The organism is Geobacillus sp. JS12 (genome assembly GCF_001592395.1).
In the GTDB taxonomy this organism is placed as follows: Bacteria; Bacillota; Bacilli; order Bacillales; family Anoxybacillaceae; genus Geobacillus; species Geobacillus zalihae.
Map to the genome: position 1 here is coordinate 2,851,246 of NZ_CP014749.1, position 16,999 is coordinate 2,868,244.

Annotated in this window: 14 protein-coding genes; 2 read left to right on the forward strand and 12 right to left on the reverse strand. The window is 53.3% G+C overall.

Going from position 1 to position 16,999, the window contains the following annotated elements; translation table 11 throughout:
* The first annotated feature begins 9 nt into the window (after positions 1-9).
* Positions 10-195 carry a hypothetical protein gene (locus A0V43_RS13965; RefSeq protein WP_063193383.1) on the forward strand — a complete coding sequence of 62 codons (186 nt, stop codon included), beginning with the start codon at positions 10-12 and terminating at the stop codon, positions 193-195.
* A gap of 147 nt (positions 196-342) precedes the next feature.
* On the opposite strand, the gene A0V43_RS13970 is transcribed toward A0V43_RS13965, so the two are convergent.
* The 8 genes from A0V43_RS13970 to A0V43_RS14005 all read right to left on the reverse strand — a co-directional run bounded on the left by A0V43_RS13970 (position 343) and on the right by A0V43_RS14005 (position 10,765).
* Positions 343-1,815 carry a sodium:solute symporter family protein gene (locus A0V43_RS13970; RefSeq protein ID WP_063193384.1) on the reverse strand — a complete coding sequence of 491 codons (1,473 nt, stop codon included), beginning with the start codon at positions 1,813-1,815 and terminating at the stop codon, positions 343-345.
* Positions 1,812-2,012, reverse strand: a complete 201-nt coding sequence (locus A0V43_RS13975; RefSeq protein WP_063193385.1) for a DUF3311 domain-containing protein — start codon at positions 2,010-2,012, stop codon at positions 1,812-1,814. Before A0V43_RS13975 ends, A0V43_RS13970 begins: the two co-directional genes overlap by 4 nt.
* Positions 2,013-2,048: 36 nt before the next feature.
* On the reverse strand, positions 2,049-3,233 hold the full coding sequence (locus A0V43_RS13980) for a M20 family metallopeptidase (protein ID WP_063193386.1): 1,185 nt from the start codon (positions 3,231-3,233) through the stop codon (positions 2,049-2,051).
* 33 nt (positions 3,234-3,266) lie between these two features.
* Positions 3,267-4,496 (reverse strand): Zn-dependent hydrolase, encoded by a 1,230-nt coding sequence (locus A0V43_RS13985; protein WP_063193387.1) that lies wholly within the window; start codon positions 4,494-4,496, stop codon positions 3,267-3,269.
* A gap of 156 nt (positions 4,497-4,652) precedes the next feature.
* On the reverse strand, positions 4,653-5,960 hold the full coding sequence (locus A0V43_RS13990; protein WP_063193388.1) for a helix-turn-helix domain-containing protein: 1,308 nt from the start codon (positions 5,958-5,960) through the stop codon (positions 4,653-4,655).
* A gap of 235 nt (positions 5,961-6,195) precedes the next feature.
* Positions 6,196-7,551, reverse strand: coding sequence for a UDP-glucose dehydrogenase family protein (locus tag A0V43_RS13995; RefSeq protein WP_063193389.1), 1,356 nt, complete (start codon positions 7,549-7,551; stop codon positions 6,196-6,198).
* A gap of 241 nt (positions 7,552-7,792) precedes the next feature.
* The gene (brnQ, locus tag A0V43_RS14000) at positions 7,793-9,103 is read right to left on the reverse strand and encodes a branched-chain amino acid transport system II carrier protein (protein ID WP_063193390.1); all 1,311 of its coding nucleotides are present in this window, start codon (positions 9,101-9,103) and stop codon (positions 7,793-7,795) included.
* 321 nt (positions 9,104-9,424) lie between these two features.
* Positions 9,425-10,765, reverse strand: coding sequence for an N-acetylmuramoyl-L-alanine amidase family protein (locus tag A0V43_RS14005; RefSeq protein WP_063193877.1), 1,341 nt, complete (start codon positions 10,763-10,765; stop codon positions 9,425-9,427).
* A gap of 312 nt (positions 10,766-11,077) precedes the next feature.
* On the opposite strand from A0V43_RS14005, the gene A0V43_RS14010 reads away from it, so the two are divergent.
* Positions 11,078-11,788 (forward strand): plasmid pRiA4b ORF-3 family protein, encoded by a 711-nt coding sequence (locus tag A0V43_RS14010; protein ID WP_063193391.1) that lies wholly within the window; start codon positions 11,078-11,080, stop codon positions 11,786-11,788.
* 184 nt (positions 11,789-11,972) lie between these two features.
* On the opposite strand, the gene A0V43_RS14015 is transcribed toward A0V43_RS14010, so the two are convergent.
* The 4 genes from A0V43_RS14015 to A0V43_RS14025 form a co-directional block, all read right to left on the reverse strand.
* Positions 11,973-12,470 carry a hypothetical protein gene (locus tag A0V43_RS14015; protein ID WP_236930832.1) on the reverse strand — a complete coding sequence of 166 codons (498 nt, stop codon included), beginning with the start codon at positions 12,468-12,470 and terminating at the stop codon, positions 11,973-11,975.
* 363 nt (positions 12,471-12,833) lie between these two features.
* Positions 12,834-13,811 (reverse strand): hypothetical protein, encoded by a 978-nt coding sequence (locus tag A0V43_RS20550; RefSeq protein ID WP_236930833.1) that lies wholly within the window; start codon positions 13,809-13,811, stop codon positions 12,834-12,836.
* Positions 13,804-15,027, reverse strand: a complete 1,224-nt coding sequence (locus tag A0V43_RS20555; protein ID WP_236930834.1) for an SEC-C metal-binding domain-containing protein — start codon at positions 15,025-15,027, stop codon at positions 13,804-13,806. Before A0V43_RS20555 ends, A0V43_RS20550 begins: the two co-directional genes overlap by 8 nt.
* A 458-nt stretch (positions 15,028-15,485) precedes the next feature.
* On the reverse strand, positions 15,486-16,802 hold the full coding sequence (locus tag A0V43_RS14025) for an SEC-C domain-containing protein (protein ID WP_063193392.1): 1,317 nt from the start codon (positions 16,800-16,802) through the stop codon (positions 15,486-15,488).
* Positions 16,803-16,999: the final 197 nt, after the last annotated feature.

Below are 16,999 nucleotides of genomic sequence, written 5' to 3' on the forward strand. Positions count from 1 at the left end.
ATGCCATAGATGAACATTTTGGACAAGCGTCTATATACATCGATGCTTGTCAACATTCAAGATTTAGCCTTGGCTCAAATGCGGTTCCTTCAGCTCGAAGCCTATGATGCCTTGCACTACGCCATTGCGACATACCATCATTATGACTACTTCGCTACGCTTGACGGCGATTTTGTCCACGCTCTTTACAGCTAGGATTCTGCCTCAACCGCGATGATCGGAATCGCAAAAATCGCCTAACCATCTTCATCTTACACGAAAAAGAAGGCACAAGCACGCCCGCTTATGCCTCCTCTTTTCCACTTTCTTTCCTATCCCGTGAAGGAAAATAAAGCTTTTTTCCTACATCGCCCGTTTTCCTTCTTTCACCGTAACTGGGCCAAACGGAATCCAACTCACCACAACTGTCACGACAGTGTTGACAATCAAAGCGACAATGCCAACGTTCAAATCTTGCACGGCTTGCGGCAACGATGGAAACATGGTGCCGACACTGCTGCCTGACAAGTTAATATACGCTACGGTGGCTACACCAGCTAAAATGCCGGCAAACGCCCCTTGCTTCGTGACAAAGTTTTGCTTCGTCAAACTGAGCACAAACGATGGGAACAGTTGGGTGACAAGGCTGTACCCCATCAGAAGCAACGCCACGATCGTATCCCCGCCCCGGAACGTAAAGTACAAGGAGACGAGAGCGATGATCGGGACGAGGTATTTCGCCAGTTTCGCGACTTGCTCATCTGTAGCAGACGGCACAATCACTTGGTACACGTTTTTCGCCAACAGGGTTGATGCTGTCATTAAAATCATCGACCCTGGCACCATGGCCGTGAGCAACCCAGCGGCGCCAATCAATCCGACCACCCAAGGATCAAACGTTTGGACTGACAATTTCAACAACGCCAAGTCTGCATCCGAACCTTCGAGCCCCGGTACTTGCAAAATCGCGGCAAAACCGACGAAAAAGACAAACAGCAACACGAGTTGGTAAATCGGCAAAACAATCGCATTTTTCCGAAAAACATTAGCGCTTTTCGCCGAATAAATCGACCCGAACGTGTGCGGCCACATATAGAATCCGAGTGCCGTCAGCAACACTGTCGAAATAAACCATGAGATGCTCATGCCTTTGTCCGGCAACGTCAAAAAGCCAGGTTTTGCCTGCTCAACCGCCTCAAACATCGGCTGAATTCCACCGTAATAGTGGAACGGGAGATAGATCCCTAAAAAGACGGCCACCGCCAAAATCATAATGTCTTTCACAACAGCTGTCCATGCCGAACCATGAATGCCTGAAATCATCACGTAGACGGTTACTGCCAACACCCCGATCCAAATAGCGGCAGTCGGGGGAATCGTACCATAGGAAGCTTGGGAAACGATGATGCCCAACCCTTTGAGTTGCAATACTAAATACGGAATGAGCGCCACCACCCCAACAAGCGCTACGAACACACCTAACATCGGGCTGTTGTACTTGCGGGCGAAAAAGTCCGATTGGGACATCAATCGGTGTTCTTTCGCGTACTTCCATACTTTCGGAAGCATCCAATACGATAACACATAGGCCAGGCAGCCGTAGGCAATGATGTAAAACGTCGGCCCCCCTTTTCCATAGGCCCAACCGCTTCCGCCAAGGAACGTGAACGTTGTGTAAATTTCACCGGCCATCAGGAGGAAAACGAAAACCGTGCCAAATCCGCGCCCACCGACGGTCCATTGCTCCAAATTCATGTCTTTTCCTTTTCGCGCCTGCACCCCTAGATAAAGAGACAGCAACAAGAAAGCAAAAATCATCACTAAGGCCGAGTTCATGTCTGCTCATCCTCCTTCACCGCAGGGTCAAAACGATACACGATGGCCATGATAACCGAAGTGGCGATCACCCAAGCGACCAGCCAAAAGAGAAGCAACGGCATGCCAAACACGTACGGAGTCACTTGATTCACAAAAGGAATGCCGCCGAGCATGCCGATAAATGGGACAATCATTAACCAACGGATGCTTTTCATCTTCTCTCCCTCCTTGGATATGTCAAGCGAAAACAGCTATTCCGCCCCCGCCAACAGTTTCAACGTCGCGGCGACAAACATTTGCACGCCAATCTCAAGCGCGTCTTCGTCAATCGTAAAGCGCGGGTGGTGGTGCGGGTAGACGATCCCCTTTTCTTCGTTTCTAGCGCCGACGTAGAAAAAGCTGCCCGGCGCTTTTTGCAAGAACGCCGAAAAATCCTCGCCGCCCATGTTCGGTTTCAAGCGGGCCACTGCCTCTTCGCCGAACAGCTCACGCGCCGTTTCTTCGATGACGTGGGTCACTTCATCGTAATTAATGACCGGGCGGTAGCCGTAGTCAAATTGAAACTCATACGAGGCGCCGTGCGCTTCGGTGATCCCTTTGACAATGCGCTCCATCCATTGTGGCACCGTGCGCCGCAGCGTCTCATCGAACGTGCGCACTGTCCCTTGAATTTCGACTTCCCCTGGCAGGACATTATGGGCCGTACCCGCCACAAATTGTGTCACGGACAGAACAAGCGGCTCGAGCGGATCGACATAGCGCGAGACAATATGCTGCAAGTTCGTCACCACTTGCGCCCCAATGGCGATCGCATCGATCGTTTGGTGCGGCATCGCTCCATGGCCGCCTTTGCCGATGATGCGGATGAAAAAGCGGTCGGGTGCGGCCATCATCGGCCCATACACAATGCCGATTTTTCCGCGCTCAAGCGGCGACCAAAGGTGAGTGCCGATGACGACGTCCACCCCGTCCATGACGCCGGCTTGCACCATCTCCTCTGCCCCGCCGGGGAACAATTCTTCCGCGTGTTGGAACAAAAAGCGAATCTCACCATGAATGTGATCGCGAAGCTGGGCGAAAATTTTCGCTGCCCCCAACAGCATCGCCGTATGGCCGTCATGCCCGCACGCATGCATGACGCCTGGGTTTTTGGAGGCAAATTCAAACGTGTTTTCCTCTTGAATCGGCAATGCGTCCATATCGGCGCGAATGGCGACGACCCGGCCTGGCTTTGGGCCGACAAGGCGCGCCATGACGCTCGTTTTCGTCGGACGGGTAATCTCGAGACCGCCGAACGATTGCAGCGTCTCGTAGACAAACTGCGCCGTTTTCTCTTCCTGGAACGACAATTCGGGATGGGCGTGCAAGTGGCGGCGCCAGGCGATGACGTCCGTTTTCACTTCATCGACGAGCCGTTTGATTTCTTCCTTTGTCATCCATAATCTCCCCCTGTTCGTTTGTCTTTTTCGTTATTCCCCTTGGGCTAGTTGCCACACCGTATGATAAAGCACCTCTGCTCCAGCGGCGCAGTCTTCTTTCGTGCTCCATTCCGCCGGACTATGGCTCACCCCGTCTTGGGAGCGGACAAAAATCATCCCGATCGGGCAAAGAGGAGCCAACTGTACGCCGTCATGGGCTGCGCCGCTCGGCAGCCAAAACGGCGGATAGCCAAGTTTTTGGCACGCCGCCTCCGCCGCGCGCTTCACCTCATCGGAACATAGCACCGGCGCCATTTCTTGCAGCCGCTCGGTCGTGAGGCGAACGTTCCGCTCCTTGGCGATCGTCTCTGCCCGCGAGGCTATGTCATTCCATACTTGATCGCGCACCTCAGCCTTCAAGTCGCGCAAATCGAGCACAAATTCGACCCGTTCCGGAATGACATTAATACCGCCCGGATATACATGCAACTGTCCTACAGTACCGACCGTTGTCCCTGTTCGTCTTGCTTCCTCTTCGATCACTGTGATGATCTGGGCAGCCGCCGCCATCGGGTCGCGCCGCAATGACATCGGCGTGGCGCCGGCATGTTCTGCCTTTCCTTCGATAGTAAATTTCACCCAAATCAGACCGGCGATGCCAGTGACGATGCCAACTGGAAGACCAGCCTCCTCCAGCACCCGTCCTTGTTCGATGTGCAGTTCGACATAGGCTTTCACCGTTCCTGGTTTTCGTGCTGCCTGCGGCAAGCGGTCCGGGTCAAGCCCCGCCTGTTTCATTGCTTCAGCGAGGGAAATCCCTTCCGCGTCGCGGCACTCGAGCGCTTCCGGAGGCAACGTCCCCGCCATCGCGCGGCTGCCGATCATGCCGAAACGAAAGCGCGCTCCTTCTTCGTCCGTAAACGCCACTACTTCAATTGGATGGTGCGTCACAACCCCGTGCTCGTTCATCGCCTGAACAACTTCCACGCCGGCCAACACCCCGAGCGGTCCATCAAAGCAACCGCCGTTGTAAACCGAATCGAGATGAGACCCAACAAGGACGACCGGAGCATCCGGATTCGCCCCTTCTTTCCGTCCGATCAAGTTGCCAGCCGCGTCTTCATATACGAAAAGCCCCGCTTCGCGCATGTAAGAAGCGACGAGATCTTTGGCCCTCCGCTCTTCAGCAGTGAACGAGAGGCGCGTGACGCCGCCGCTTGGTTTCTTGCCGACCTCCCCTAGTTCCATGAGCCGTTGCCAAAGACGTTCCCCTTGAATCAAGCTATCCTCCCCTCACGCCAATTACGGATAATTTTCGGATATGTCCTTAATTATAATGGAAACAGAGGAAATTTTCAAATAATACAAATAATAAAAACGTCTTCAAGACAACAAAAAACTTCTGCCTGGCGCTAAAGGCAGAAGCTGATCGAGCGATTATAAGAAAATGCGGTATACTTTGCGCGGACGCCCGCGCGGATACGGGTTTGTCTCCCCGGCCACTTCGGCAAGGCCCACAGTCTCCAATTGGTTTAAAATCCGGCGGGCGCTGCGCGGCACAATCCGCATATAAGAAGCCAACTCATGCGCTTCGATCTCGTTGGTTCCGCGTTTTTGCAATATGGCTTTCAATTTGCAGAGCGTCGCGGCGCTTAATCCCGTCCGCTCCGCCAGCTGCCGCAGTTCTCCGCCGCCGAGCGAATAGCGGAGGTGCACACTTTTTCCTAACGGACCCGAGATCGTTCCGTCATCAAACACCACCATCCACGCACCCCGTCCACTTTGTTTCGCATGCAAAAACGCCTTCCCAGCCTGAATTTCGGCCTCATACGCCGTTCGGCCGATGCCGATTCCGCACGCGATGACCTCGCCGTAAAGGAGCTCCGTCTCCTCGGCCGAGGGGACCGTTTTATAGCCATCGGTGATCTCTTTTAATGCGCCCCTTGTCGTAAAAATGACATAGCGGCCCGGTCCGGCACTTTTCAGCGACCCTTGGACTTTTTTTGCATACCGTAGCAATTTTTCCGTTGTCTTCATCTCCAGACGATATATGTCATCGGTCGAAAATGTCTCTGGGGAGGCCGCCTGCATCGCATCGACTTCAATCATTTGCACGGCGATTTGCGCATCTTGCGCCTGTAGCATCTGTCCGGTGCGAATGATTGTTTGGATGACCGCTTCCACCGCCGAGCGGGCAGGCAATACCCGATACACCGGCATCCCGAGTTTCTCTAGTTCGAGATGGGCTGTCCGCAAACAGGTGACCGCTGCTTCCGTTTTCCCTTGTTTCCAAAGGGTGTAATGATAGTCGGACAGTTCCTGGGCCGAAATGCCTCCCTCGTAATGCTTGACGTATGGAATCGGTTCTTCGATGCCCGCCTCTTCCAGCAGCCGTTCGATTTCGCGACGCTCGTACGTGTCAAAACTAAGTCGGCTGACCGGAATCTGCTCCGTATAGTGCGCCTGCAGCAGTGTGCGGTACAAGCTGGCACCAATATGTGGAACATAAAACAGCGGCGCATCGACCTCACCGGACTGCTTGACGATCGAATACGGCACTTGTCCGGAAAACAGCCACATATCAACCTCTGACGCGAGCGGGCGGATCAAATCGATCACTTCACTTTCATCCCAATACACAACGGGAACGCAAACAAGCTCTTTGTACTCTTGCGCCACCGCCTGAATAATTGACAGCGAATCGTCCGCACCAAATATGCCTAATCGAATACGAATGGAGCACACCTCCTCACTATCCCCGTCCTATCGGCAAACAACACCCTCGTCCGATTCACTTTCTTCCTCAAACTCCCCAACGGCTCGTTGCAGATACAAAAATGCATCACCACGTTTTTAGAAAGCGCCTAAACGAACAATCCTCAGCATCGCAATGCCATCCAATTCCTTCAGCAGGCAGCGCCTCCCGCCATCGCTGGGGACGAACCATCGCCAGAGAACAGATGGGGCACAGCTGCTTTCTTTACCCCTCTTTTTCTGCTTGTGTAGCGACCGGTGCGTATAGCGAAACGCCTGTCGCTCCACCCACCACCGGCCGCCCGATCGACTCGTAGATTAAGCCGGCGGCTTCTGCCGCCTTCGGATCGTAACAATTCCGCCCATCCACCACAAGCGGTGTTTTCATCAGCGTCTTGTAGCGGTGAAGGTCAAATTGCAGCACAGCCGGCCATTCGGTGAAAATGAAACAAACATCCGCGCCGCGAATGGCTTCCTCAATCGTCTGACAACAAACGACCGCATCGCCAAAACGGCGGACGACATGTTCGAGAGCGGCTGGGTCCCAGACGCGCACGACTGCTCCTTCGGCAATGAGCCGTTCGATGTTCGCCAATGCCGGCGATTCGCGCACATCATCGGTGCCCGGCTTGAATGCGGCGCCAAGCACGGCGACCGTCCGGTTGCGGAAATCCCCAATGTGCAGACGCGCTTTGTCAAGAAGTTTCCATTTTTGTTTCTCATTGACGTCGATCGCCGCCCATACCGTTTTGAGCGAATAGCCGTGGGAAGCCGCCAAGGAATAGAGGGCATTTGCATCTTTCGGCAGGCATGAGCCTCCATACCCGACGCCAGCGCGCAAAAAGCGGCGGCCGATGCGCGGATCCATGCCGATTCCTTCCGCCACCGCCTGAATATCAGCGCCTACCAACTCGCATACATTGGCGATCTCGTTGATGTAGGAAATTTTCAACGCCAAAAACACATTGGCCGCGTACTTGATCATCTCGGCGCTTCTCCGGTCCGTCACGACGTACGGGAGCGCAAACGGGGCGTAGAGGTCCTTCATCATCCGCTCCGCTCTCTCCGATTCGACGCCTAACACAATGCGCGGCGCCTGCAACGTATCGCGCACCGCCGTTCCTTGTGACAAAAACTCCGGGTTGGACACAATGTCGATGCGCACCCCAGAGCGTCCATTTTCTGCTACAAAACGCGCGGCCTCATCCCCTGTGCCGACCGGAACCGTCGATTTGATCGCCACCAAACAGTCGCGCTCCACCGCCATCGCAATGCGGCCGAGCGCCTTCCAAACGGCGTCAAGCTGCACAGAACCATCCGGCAACGGCGGGGTGCCGACCGCGACCATGATCACTTCCGCCCATCGATACGCTTCCGCATCGTCTGTGGTAAAGCGAAGGCGAGCGCTGTTCCGTTGGATGAGCGGTTCGAGCCCCGGTTCATAAATGGGGACGATTCCTTCATTCAACCGCCGAATTTTTTCCTCATTGACATCCACGCATATGACATCATGCCCTTTATCAGCCAGGCAGGCGGCGGTCACCAGCCCCACATATCCCGCCCCGGCGATCGTGATTCTCATCGTTCCTCACACCTTTTTGATCCATTGCGGCTATTGTCGCTTGTTCTCATTATATCGAATCGCCTGCCGGTTTTCACGGGTTCCGCCCCGTTGCTCGAACAAAAAACTATTTTCCACACAAAAAAGAGAATGCCCCAAAAGCAACGAGGCATCCTCCCTTCTTCCATATATATACATCAGACGGATTTTATATTCATATTATTCCCCCGACCGGGCGTACATGACCTTTTGAGTCAGCCCTTTACGCCGCATGTTTCCGTTTCGTTGCGGACGGCCGATCGATCATCAAGCCAAGCGCAGCGCCGATCAGCGCAGGGGCAACCCAGCCGAGCCCGACTGAAAACAGCGGCGCCCATGAGAGGAGCGGTTCTAACCATGCCGTCTCCAGCCCGATCGTTTTCAAACCGTCATACAGGCTGAACATGCCGGTAAAGAGCAACGCCATCCCGTACACTTTCGCCGAACCACGGTAAAAGCGGCGGAAAAACGACAGGGCGACGAGCACGATCGCCAATGGATACAGCATCGTCAACACTGGAACGGAAACAGCGATCAACGCATTTAAGCCGAGGTTTGACATCAAAAAGCTAAATAAGGTTAATACAATGACATACGTTCGGTACGAAACAGTCGGGGTGAGCTCTTGAAAGTATTGCGCACAAGCAGCGACTAGACCAACCGCCGTTGTTAAGCAGGCAAGCGCCACGATCACGCCCAACAGCAACTTCCCGCCGCCGCCAAACAGCAGCGATGACACGTATGACAATAGCTCGGCTCCATTGGCAAATGCACCGGTGCCAGCCATTCTCGCGCCAATGACGGCAATGCCGGCATAAACGAGTGCAAGCCCTAGTCCGGCGATCACCCCCGCTTGTATCGTCGCCTTCGCCTGCAGCGATGGTCGATCCACCCCGCGATCCCGAAGCGCGTGAATGACCACGATACCAAAAGCGAGCGCCGCGATCGTATCCATCGTTAGATATCCTTCGAGCATTCCTTTCACAAACGGCGCCGAGGCATACTTCTCAGCCGGCGCCGCCTGTGGGTCATTCAGACGGACCAGCCCAGCCACACAAAGCACAGCAATGGAAAGCAACAAAACCGGCGTCAACAGCTGGCCGATGCGATCCACAAGCTTCGACGGGTTTAAGCTGAGCCAGTATACGAGGCTGAAAAAGATGCCGGTAAACAGCCACATCGCCGCTGCACTGCCCTCAAGAAAAAACGGTTTCGCTCCGATCTCATAGGCGACGCTGGCGGCGCGTGGAATGCCGAAAAACGGACCGATCGCCAAATACACGGCAAGGGAAAAGCAAAGGCTGAACAGCGGATGAACGGCGTTGCCGAGCGAACGGATGCCGTCTTTGGCGAACGCCACCGCCGCGACCGACAATAACGGCAGCCCAACACCGGTGACGATAAATCCAAGAATCGCCGGCCATACGGCCGTTCCTGCTTCCATCCCTAAATATGGCGGAAAAATCAAGTTCCCCGCACCGAAAAAGAGGGAAAAGAGCATCAATCCAGTAAACAGCACATCTCTCGTTTTCATTGTATCCCCCATTTCTATTATTTTTAAAATGAATTTAATATTCTGATATATAATAAAACAATAGTGTTAATTAGGATAACAGTCGATTATTATTATCCTAATCCTTTATAAATATTATACTTTTTTAACTATTGTGTCAACCAACTTCCACCCTTTCGCCCTTGCAGCCCTCAGGCAAACGCCTTGAAAAGCTAATGGCCCTCTATGGTCAGCCAGCGGTGATCCAAACAAGGCGAGGCGACAAAAAGCGCCCCGGATTTTCGGGGCGCTTTTTGTCATGCCGCAGTAGATCCGCTATCCACTTTTTAGAAAAGGGACGTACTATTGAAAATAATGGCGCACCGCGTTCACGATGGCCGTCGTCACCGCTTCTTGATAACCGTTTGTCGCCACAACCGCAGCGTCCGACCGATTGCTTAAATAGCCGAGCTCAAGCAACACGGACGGCTTCTCGTTTTCTCGCAACACGTAATAGTCACCAAAGGCGATGCCGCGAAACGGCAATGCGGAAAGTTGCCTGAACAGCCCTTGGAACGATTGCGCCAATTCGTAGTCCGCAAACCGATCGTAATAGTAAATGGTGATGCCGGACGCATCTGGATCAGCGGCGCTGTCGTAATGCAGGCTAATAAACGCGTCCGCCTGATACAGGCGGGCGGCGGCAACACGCGCCGACAGCGGCACATACTCATCGCCGGAGCGCGTCAGCACGACGCGGGCGCCGTAAGATTGCAGCTTGTTTTTCAGAAGCTTGGCGGTTTCCAACGTCAACTCCTTTTCCTTGATGCCATCGACACTTTTCGCACCGCCGTCTTTGCCTCCGTGGCCAGCGTCAAGAACGATCGTTTTTCCGGCCAGCGCCTGAACAGGACCGCGCGTCCAGCTGTCTACATACAGGCGCGAGTCGCTAGGCGCGATGGCTGAAAGCAGCGAGCGGTCAGCCGACTGGGGCGCTTCCGCTTCCTTTTCATTGGCTTGTCCACCCTTTACCTGCACATACGCGGACGAAACCCAGCCACCAAGCCCTGTTGAGGAGGCAATTTTATACCATCCCGGTTTCTTTTCTACAATCTCGACCTCTTCACCACGGACAAGGCGTCCGACGCGCGCTGCCTTCAATGACGGCTCAGCCCGAACGTTGAGCGAACTGGCGTTGACGATTCCGGTTTGATGCGAAATCGATGACTCCCGAGCCGCAGTGAGGTATGCTGAAGACACCCAGCCGATCGCACCGTCTGCGATCACTTCCGTCCATTCCCCATCTTCCTTGATGACCCATACCGTTTCTCCCCGCGCCAAATGCCCGATAATTCGCCCATCTCGGCTCGGCTCTTGGCGAAGGCGGAGCCGGTCTTCTTGCACGACGGCTGTCTCTTTTGCCAACGCGACGTACCGCGCAGCGAGCCACCCGGTTCGATTCGGTTTCCACTCGATGTTCACCCATCCATCCTTGACCTCGATCAGCCGATACGCCTCGCCCCGGTGGACGTTCGCCAATGGACGATACGGCACTCCCGGCCCTTGGCGGACGTTCACCTGATCCGCCGTCACCACCGCCAACTGAGCGGTTTTCCCACTCTCCCCTTTCGCCCCCACCGGCCAAGCAGCCGCAGCCAACCATAGCAAACAAAACGACAGGGCGAGCCATGTCCCTCGCCTCATGCCCATTCCCTCCCCCGTTGTCCCCAATTTGTCTACTATATCGTTCGCGCACAACGGGGAATTTCCTGTCTGCCGCTTCGGAAAACCGCTCGACAAAACTAGCGAGGCGGCATCCATCAACCGACAACGGCTCTCCTTTTTCTGCATCATGCTTCTTCATACGACAGCCACTACAACGCGGCCGATCGACATGCGTCATCCTCCCCTTCCATCTTTCTTTTTTCAATATTTCCATCAATAATGTTTAAATTCTACTATGGACAGGATAAACTACTATTATACAAAACGTTTATCCGAAAGGAGACGAGGGCTATGAACCCCGACAATCTTGCTAAACTGATCGACGAATTGTCTGCCATGTTCCATCCGACAGAGCGGGACCGTCCACACGGCAGATGGGTTGAGGCGCCAAAGAGCGCACCCCCTTCCAAACGGCGGCGGTCCAAAACAGCCTACCAGCTGAAAATCACATTAAACGGCATCCGCCCGCCGATTTGGCGGCGCGTCCTTGTTCCCGGACATGCGACATTTCACGAGCTTCATCTCATCATCCAAGAAGCGATGGGATGGGAACAAGCCCATTTATACGAATTCGATTTCGGAAGCGTTCTCATCGGCATCCCTGACGGCTGGGATTCGTTTCAGCTGGAAAAAGAACTGATGGACGCCCGCCGCATCCCATTACAGCAATGGCTGACGGAAGAAAAACAAAAGTTTCTATATATTTACTATTTTGGCGACTACTGGCGCCATACCGTCACTGTTGAAAAGATTGAAACACTCCCAAAACCGTTGGAACGCGCCGCTTGCCTGAAAGGAAAACGGGCATGCCCTCCCGAGGATTGCGGCGGTGTCTATGGCTACCTGGAGCTGCTGGAAGCGGCGGCGCAAAAAGACTCTCTTGCCGATCCCGAATTGCGCGAGCTGGTAGACTGGATGTACGACATGAAAGGCGAAGATTTTGATCCTGATGCCTTTGACGTCGAGGAAGCGAACGAGCGGCTGGCCTATATCCGATTGTAACGATCCAACCGCCACAATCCGGCCTCCGCGATGCCGGTTCCAATCCATTCAGCAACCGTCGCGGCACCCGGAAGCAGCAACAGCCAGACATGTATATGTGCACGCGAAAGAAGGGGTTCGGCATCTCCCAAGGACACCTTCTTTCGCACCCATCTGCGCTTCGTTGCCTGCTTTGTCCGCCGCCTTACAAAAATCCCCGTTCAGCAAACGTCTCCCAGACGAGCTCCTCGAGCTCCTTGCGCAACTCAGCTGCATCGACTCCTTCAAGCAACCCGTCCTTTTTCCATGTTCGGATCGCTTTGTCGATCAAGCGATGGACTTGATCAACGTCCCAGCCCTCGCAATCAAACAACTCCTCAACTTGGTCAAGCCATTCCTCAATCGCACGGTCCAGCTCATCACCATCCTCCATCCCACCGTCGTCGAACCAGATCTCATCACCGTCATCCCCATCGTCAAAGAGCCACTCATCATCATTCTCGCCCTCATCATCTCCATCATCGAGCAACTCTGTGCGAAATAAAAACAATTCCATCACAGCGGCTTCCACTTCCTCTACAGGAACACCGTATCGTTTGGAAACATCTTCTATATTGACAAATTCTCTTCCAGCCATTTCACTCGCCAAATAACGGAGTGCAGCCGCATACACAGCAGGATTCTTGATGACCGGTTCATTCATTTCGCAGTATGCGCGCCAGAGGAATGCAGCCTCGCTGAGCACTAGGGAGGAGGTTTCAACGCACGACGAAACTGCTTTCATCGATACATGTCGCAAGAACTTTAGGAGGCTGGTGAAAAACGACTGATTTCGCCGAACCCATTGTTTTCGGCCGAAAGAGAAGCGTTGATTTTGCAAGACTTCTCTATTTGAGAAAAAAGTCCATTTTCCGAGATTTTTCACTAAATCACCGGCCTTTTAGACTTTCGCTGCTCGTCCCAAGCACATTCCCATTTTTTGCGCCCAACCAAAATTCTAAGAATATGACCGGTTCTTACCTGCGTAATGGCAAGAGAAAAAGCGCCCCGTCATCCGTCGGGACGCCTACGGCCGGCGAATCAAGCGAGACAACGAGGCAAGCAGGCGCTCTTGAAACGCAACCCATTCTGTCTCCGCCTTGTCTGGCCACGCTTCCAGCGCCTGAAGCCACGGCTCTACGTACGGAGAGAAAGACGGCGGATACACGCGGGCAAGATCGTCCATCTTGCCATTGCGATCGGTCGCGGCGACGATATACATGCCCGGCAACAGATGCGGCTCTGCCCGCTTCGGAATGTCCCATGTCACCGTTCGGTTATGGGCAAGCCAATCCAGCACCGCCTTCCCCTGTTCCACACGCTTGACGCGGAAAAACGAGAAACTGACGGAAAGGGGAATAGACAAGCCAAACAAATGGGCAAGCTGCCAAGCCATCAGTTCCTCATCCGCCTTTCCTCTCTCGCCCCCCCATTCATCCAGCAGAGCAAAGCAATGTTCCAATTCGCTTCTGACCTCTTCCAGCACGGCACCAATAACAGTTCGATGATTCGTTCCATAACGGCGGTCCAGCCAATCGGCCCACTCAAGCAACATATCGAGCGCTCGGCTCACCACTTCCCATGAAAACGAACTCCATCTTGACGGGATTTGCTCGACGATGCATTGTTTCCAGTCTTCTTCTCCTACGTCCTGCCACGATGAAAACGTCCGCCCGTTCATATATTCACACACGAGCAAAACCATGGCCCCAAACGCCTCTTTGGCTTCTTTTTCTCCGCTCACGATGACTTCGTTATAAAACGCCAATGCGTCATCGGTGAAATACATCCCTTCCCATTCCGCGCGGATCAACAACGTCTCGGTTCTTTCCGGCCCCATCCATTTCATTTTCCATAAGTCCGAAAGACGATGTGATGAGCTAAACGGAGATGGGGGCAATCCATAACGGGAGCGAATGGAATTTACTCCGATGAGCACCGGCAAATTGGCTCGTTCTTGCATGTTAAATAAATGGAATTCATACTCTTTCAGCCACTCATCCACTTCCTGAACACGCCCCTCGCGCGCCATTTCGTGAGGGTTTTTCCATTCCATTTCTCAAGTGGGGTGTGAAGGGCTTTTTCCATTTGAACATCCAATCCGGCCATCGTTGCCACCCAAGGGGAGAGTCTGGGTCTGAATCAATATGAAGCGAAACGTTTTCGATCCATTTTCGGCGCAAAACAGCTTCTGTCCGCCGTTTTCGTTCTTTTGGGGAATACCCGAACGCTTGCAGCAGCGACACGAGCTGTTCGGCCGTCCCTTCCTCCTCGGTAGACAACACGAGACGCGACCGATGAGCCGATAATGACCCGCCTAATTCAAATACACGAATCAGCTTGGGGGAAATCACCCCGACATAATGGTACACATTGGTGCACCACGAACCTTCCACCTTCTCCCCATCATCATGATCAATGTGAGCGCGTCCAATCGAAGCAAGCTTCCTCATCGCCTCAGCGGCTTCTTGGCATTCGTATTCATACGTCCACCGCGTGCGCTCCTCTTGTACATCGTCCGCCTTCGGAGGATAGCCTGCATCGACGATATCGAGAAAATGTTCAACGGCTACCTTGTCATACGGCCAATCGGTTTGCGTCAACAAGACGCGAATGTTCTCTTCCGCCCGTTCCACGCCCTTCGGATCTACGATCGATGATACACCGCAAACGTAATAGCCGCCGTCAAATGGCTCCAAAAAGGCAAACATGCCGCCCCAAGGGCGCACAACCTCCAATGTCTCGCAATACGGCATGAGAAGTTTCTCGCCCGTCAACCGGTCAACCGCCACTCCTCCTTCATCATCCAAATCGACAAATTGCACAAGGCGCGGCACAAGCCGAACCCAGCGGTCCAACATTTCTTTCAGCTCTGGAGAAAGACGACGCCCTTTTTCCTGTTGAAACCATTCAACGCCGCGCAATCCATTCGGATAACGATGGAGGAAAAAACGCCAAAGCGTCTCAAACACCTTCAACTCTTCACGATGATCCTTTTGTTCGATCATTTGGCGAAATGTACGGTTGACCGCTTCGCGTTCATCGTAAGACAGCGCTTCATCCAAAAACCGTTGCACCATTTGCGACAGCTCATATTTTTGGTCAAAAAAGCGGCGCTGCCGCACCCGCTTGATCTCATGCTTTTGCTGTTTGTTCATGCAGCATTTCTTATACTTTTTCCCGCTTCCGCACGGGCACGGGTCATTTCGGCCGATTGCCATGCAAAATCCTCCCTTCTAATCTTTCGGCTCTTCACCACAAAGTGTACTTGACAAAGAAAGACGATTATGATAGAGAAAATCAAAACAGCATTTTTCCTTTTTATACCACACATCTCTTTGAGCAACATTGCTATCATGTTTGTCTTTAAAAGTCAAGTACATCTTTTGGTGATGAACCAATCTTTCCTTTCCAAAACGGCGACCAAGATATTAAAAACGGTCGGAATTGCGCACAAAGCCATTTTTCCCAATCCATTATGGATTCGGTCAAAACGGATCGTTCCCCGCCGCTTTTTTTGGAGTTTCACGAATGGAACGTATTCCATTCCCTGTTTCTGCTTATAGAGAGCTTGGGTTGAGCTCCATGATGGTTGAATGAGAGAGCCCTTGTGGAACCGGCTTTCCTTTCTGACGAAATGCCGCTGACTTGCGCGCAGCGCCCGTTTTTCTGCCAGCTTCTAGATGAATCCCCGATCGGTGAAGATCTCCCACGCTACATCGCGGAGTTCTTTACGCAATTCTTTTTCATTCACTTCCTTGAGCAGGCCCTCATTCCGCCACGAACGGATGGCGCGGTCAATATGACGGTTGACTCGCTTCTCGTTCCATCCTTCACGCATCAACATCAGATCGATGTCATCGATCCATTCATTGATGCGCGCATCAAGCTCATCCCCTTCCTCTTCGAACCAGTCTTCCTCCCAGTCATCGAGCCATTTCTCGTCGTCTTCATCATCAACAGCCATCAGGAAAAAATCCAACGCCGCCGATCGCACATCTTCTGGCATCACGTCATACCGATCGGCGATGTCTTCCACCTCCGATCCTTCCGCCTTCATCAAATGCCCAGCCACATAGCGGAGCGCCGCGGCGTAGACGGGAACCGAATAAGGGAGGCGGGATGTTTTTCCGCAATAGATCGCCCATATGGCGAACGCTTGATTGAGCAGCGCCGCTGGCGCCTCCGGCTCGTTTTCATCGAGCTCGCGAATGACGGCCGCTTGTTTCGGATCATCCCATTTGAACTGTTTGGCGAACTGCCAAAGCCACTCCAAGAGCACATCGGAAAGCACAGCGACGAACCGATCGCGCATCCATAAAGCCGATGGCTGACCGCTCCACTCCCTTTCTTGTTGAATCGCCCGAAGCAATCGATCTTTCCCTGACGCCGGGAGCGGAAACACCGCTGTGAAACACGTGAACACGTCTTGGTACGGCACAAGGAAGCCGAACACCACATCTCCTGTTTCGATCACGCTCGGCCATTGATCGGAAGTCAATAAATGAACGATCTTTTCCTCTCCCGTCAACAAATCCCGGACAACGGGGCGATTGTCGTCATCATAGCCGATGAACTCGCCAAGCGACGGAACGGCTCCTTCCCACCTCTCGATGTGAGCCTGAACGGACGGGCGCCACCGCTCCCAATGACGGCTTTTCCGGTAAGCAGAAAAGATCGTTTGTCCTGTTTCATCAACCGGCCAACAAAACAACATCCAGTTCACCGCCATGATCTGCACGCCAAGCTCGAGTTCCTCCGGCATCTCATCCAGCGGGAACTGGTCTAAAAGCTCTTCCGTCTCCCTCTCATACCGCTGCAAAACAAACTCACGCATATCATTCATGCATTCGATCAACTCGCGGTCAATCAATGACGAAATCGAAACCGCCTCTTTTTTTCCGCAACAATGCTTGTACTTTTTCCCGCTTCCGCACGGGCATAACGCGTTCCGTGGCGTTTCCGCCATATTCGATGCACCTGCTTTCTTTTCCATTTGGACTTTTTCTATTCCTATTATACCATCATCGATAGACGTTCAACCATCACCAGCTTTCTTTCTATCAAAACGCGTACACGTTCAAAAGCTCGCAATGTCCTTTCATGCCAGCTCGAGAACAGACGCGTTTTGTCACATTGCCCCTCTTTTTTCGACATGCTGTCACATGCTATAATAGGATGATAAGGAATGGA

What these genes read in the sequence shown, in the direction of transcription:
- A0V43_RS13965 (WP_063193383.1), top strand. Translation starts at nt 10, where the DNA reads ATGAACATTTTGGACAAGCGTCTATATACATCGATGCTTGTCAACATT.
- A0V43_RS13970 (WP_063193384.1), bottom strand. Translation starts at nt 1,815, where the DNA reads ATGAACTCGGCCTTAGTGATGATTTTTGCTTTCTTGTTGCTGTCTCTT.
- A0V43_RS13975 (WP_063193385.1), bottom strand. Translation starts at nt 2,012, where the DNA reads ATGAAAAGCATCCGTTGGTTAATGATTGTCCCATTTATCGGCATGCTC.
- A0V43_RS13980 (WP_063193386.1), bottom strand. Translation starts at nt 3,233, where the DNA reads ATGACAAAGGAAGAAATCAAACGGCTCGTCGATGAAGTGAAAACGGAC.
- A0V43_RS13995 (WP_063193389.1), bottom strand. Translation starts at nt 7,551, where the DNA reads ATGAGAATCACGATCGCCGGGGCGGGATATGTGGGGCTGGTGACCGCC.
- brnQ (WP_063193390.1), bottom strand. Translation starts at nt 9,103, where the DNA reads ATGAAAACGAGAGATGTGCTGTTTACTGGATTGATGCTCTTTTCCCTC.
- A0V43_RS14005 (WP_063193877.1), bottom strand. Translation starts at nt 10,765, where the DNA reads ATGAGGCGAGGGACATGGCTCGCCCTGTCGTTTTGTTTGCTATGGTTG.
- A0V43_RS14010 (WP_063193391.1), top strand. Translation starts at nt 11,078, where the DNA reads ATGAACCCCGACAATCTTGCTAAACTGATCGACGAATTGTCTGCCATG.
- A0V43_RS14015 (WP_236930832.1), bottom strand. Translation starts at nt 12,470, where the DNA reads ATGAATGAACCGGTCATCAAGAATCCTGCTGTGTATGCGGCTGCACTC.
- A0V43_RS20555 (WP_236930834.1), bottom strand. Translation starts at nt 15,027, where the DNA reads ATGGCAATCGGCCGAAATGACCCGTGCCCGTGCGGAAGCGGGAAAAAG.
- A0V43_RS14025 (WP_063193392.1), bottom strand. Translation starts at nt 16,802, where the DNA reads ATGGAAAAGAAAGCAGGTGCATCGAATATGGCGGAAACGCCACGGAAC.